Origin of the sequence: Streptococcus sp. (assembly GCF_019414905.1) — a bacterium.
Taxonomy (GTDB): Bacteria; Bacillota; Bacilli; order Lactobacillales; family Streptococcaceae; genus Streptococcus.
Map to the genome: position 1 here is coordinate 1,843 of NZ_DXLC01000311.1, position 2,812 is coordinate 4,654.

3 protein-coding genes and 1 other annotated feature are annotated in these 2,812 nt (G+C 37.5%); all 3 genes read right to left on the reverse strand.

From position 1 onward, the window contains the following. On the reverse strand, positions 1-487 hold a 487-nt coding region (infC, locus tag QZ359_RS09350; protein WP_293965936.1), incomplete at its 3' end, for a translation initiation factor IF-3. 15 nt (positions 488-502) lie between these two features. Then, positions 503-634: a sequence feature (ribosomal protein L20 leader region), on the reverse strand. 159 nt (positions 635-793) lie between these two features. Beyond that, complete coding sequence (locus QZ359_RS09355; RefSeq protein ID WP_293965937.1) at positions 794-1,978, reverse strand: hypothetical protein; 1,185 nt, start codon at positions 1,976-1,978, stop codon at positions 794-796. Positions 1,979-1,981: 3 nt separating this feature from the next. Next, positions 1,982-2,569 carry an ABC transporter ATP-binding protein gene (locus QZ359_RS09360; RefSeq protein ID WP_293965938.1) on the reverse strand — a complete coding sequence of 196 codons (588 nt, stop codon included), beginning with the start codon at positions 2,567-2,569 and terminating at the stop codon, positions 1,982-1,984. Positions 2,570-2,812 lie beyond the last annotated feature (243 nt).

Below are 2,812 nucleotides of genomic sequence, written 5' to 3' on the forward strand. Positions count from 1 at the left end.
GTCCATCCATTTTAGCACGTTGTTCGATGATGGCAATATCTTGAGTTGCTTCAGCAAACTCGGCTAAAACTTTTGCACCAATCTCTTTATGGGTAATCATACGACCCTTAAAGCGAATAGATACCTTAACTTTATTTCCTTTTTCAAGGAATTTGCGTGCATTGCGAAGTTTTGTATCAAAGTCACCCTTGTCAATAGTTGGACTTAGACGAACTTCTTTCACAGTAACAACACTTTGTTTTTTACGTTGTTCTTTTTGCTTCTTCTGGTACTCAAATTTGAACTTACCGTAGTCCATAATTTTTGCAACAGGCGGTTTGGCTTGGGGTTGAATCAATACTAGGTCAACATTAGCGTTATCAGCCAAAGCTTGCGCTTCACTGAGTGGCTTGATGCCTAGCTGTTCTCCTTCAAGACCAATCAAGCGAACTTCACGTACACGAATTTCATCATTGATGAATAAGTCTTGCTTTGCTATGGTTTTCACCTCTTTTGTTTTATTAGAGAAAAACAATAGCGGACTCGTAAATATACAAGCCCGCACGTTATGATAGCGTTTCTTAGAAACTTTTCATCCGTAGGGCCAGGCAACTTAATGTCACAAGGCGAGAAGCTCTCACTTCTGCTTTTCTCAACTTTTATATGATACCAAGTTTTCTAGCCCTTGTCAAGATAAAAAGTTATTTTTTTGAAAGTTTCTGTTTGTATTTTGGATTGGTTTTCGAATCAAAAAGAGAGAATCAAGTTGATTCCCTCTCTATGTTAGTTTTTACTTATTTTCCCTATAGGAAAGCTAAAACCTATTAAAAACTTCCTTTTTACGTGAACTTCCCCATCTTTCGATAAATAGAATCCCCACTAACAAAAGGATAATCAGGCAAGGAAGTAAGACCATCCCCATGTCCCAATTTAGATTGACATTATCAATCAGCTTAGGTAATCTTCCAGATAAAATCTCCACTGAACGCAAGTAAGTAAAGGGAATCAGATGTGCAATCCTTTGAAGAGGCTGAATTGTTTGGATGCCAAACAATAAGCCAACAATCCCAATGAGTGAAAGAAAAAGGACAGGCATTTTTTGCTTGAAAAAGTAAGCAATCAAGTACACTACTTCCACAATGACGATAAAGGCTAAGAAAGCTAAGAACAAGCCAGGAAATAACACATCTTGTATCTTTCCAATAGTTACCTCTTGATTCACTAAGCTATAAATCGGGTAGGGATAATCTAACTGTCCAAAACCACTTATCAGACTTCCCACTAGGAAAGAAAAACCACAGATTCCAATAAACAGCACAGTTACATAGCCCATCCCAACTCCAAGAGAAGACATTGCAAATGTCACTTTTGAAAAAGGATATAATTGAGCTGTATCCAGATGATTTTGATATCTTTCTGCAAATAGTTGCGTTAGCATAAAAATAATAGCAACTACAAACAAGCTTGGGATGATAGCCTCTAAAATCCAGACAATCTGATCAATCCCGTAGGTCGGATAAACTAAATTGTGCGCTTTTATGTTCAAGGGATATAGGGCTTGGTAAGTCTTTCGTTCGCGGTCAACCGCCATTTTTAAGTCAGAACTAGCAGTCGGTTCCTTTGATAAAATTTCATAACTCTTCTCTACATCTTGCCACTGCAAATAGTAGGCTTCTTTCCAGCGTCCTTCTTTTAATAAAGCCAGAATTTCTTTCTTTTGAGTCAAATGATTTTTTTGCAAGTCTAAATTTTCTTTAGCAAACTGGTATTCCTCCGAGCTGGTGTCAGATATTTGGGAGAGTTTCTCTTCATATTCATTGATGACTCTCTCATGTTTTACAAGACTGGTTTCCAACTCGCTCTCCAAGCTGACGGAGTTTGCAGTCCGACTATTTAAATAAAAGGTAACACCGAGTCCAGATACAAATAAAGCTAAGATAATCCAGTTTAAGCGACTTTTGAAAACTTTTTTCAATAAAAATAGACTAACATCTTTCATAAACTAAACCTCTTCTATTTGCCCCTGATGAATGGTTACTACTCTATCGCAGACATCAACCAACTCTTCCTTATAGTGGGAACTTAAAAGAACCAGCTGTTCTTGTCTATCGATTTGTGCTAACCTATCAAAAAACTTCTGTCGATAATACTCATCTAAGCCATTTGTAATCTCATCCATGAGCCAGCATTTCGCCTGACTGAGGAAATACATGGCAATCACCAAGCGTTGCTTCATGCCTAAGGAATACTTGCGAATGGGAAGACTGATATAGTCAGACATTTCCCAATAGGCAATTTCATCCCCCAAGTTCAGCCCTGACTTCCAGATGTTTTTGATAAGGCGAAGATAGTCCATTCCACTTAAGTTTTCATCCAGCCATTCAATACTCTCATAATAAAACAAAGAAGGAGAGACTGCGATATTTCCGCTACTTATAGGAATTAAATTGCTAATGGCGCGGAACAGGGTCGTCTTTCCAGAGCCATTTATAGCAAGAATACCATAAATCCTACCCTTTTCAAATGTAAAATCAACATCTTGTAAGATGACTTGTCGCGTTTTTAAGGTCACATGAGTAAGCTGCAACATATCTAGCCCTCCTTTTTCTCACTCTTTAAGAATTAATAGCCTCCGCTGTAGTAGTTTAGTACCTCATAACGATCGTAATTCCAGCCAGAACCAACTTTATACTCTGAATAGCTGTCATAACGATACCATAACAGGGAATTAATATAGTTATATCTCTAGCAATTCATACTAGACTTATAGTAAGTATTCCAATCATACCGATAAATTTTAAGAACACTCACAGCAGATACACTGAACTGAAAA

What these genes read in the sequence shown, in the direction of transcription:
- QZ359_RS09355 (WP_293965937.1), bottom strand. Translation starts at nt 1,978, where the DNA reads ATGAAAGATGTTAGTCTATTTTTATTGAAAAAAGTTTTCAAAAGTCGC.
- QZ359_RS09360 (WP_293965938.1), bottom strand. Translation starts at nt 2,569, where the DNA reads ATGTTGCAGCTTACTCATGTGACCTTAAAAACGCGACAAGTCATCTTA.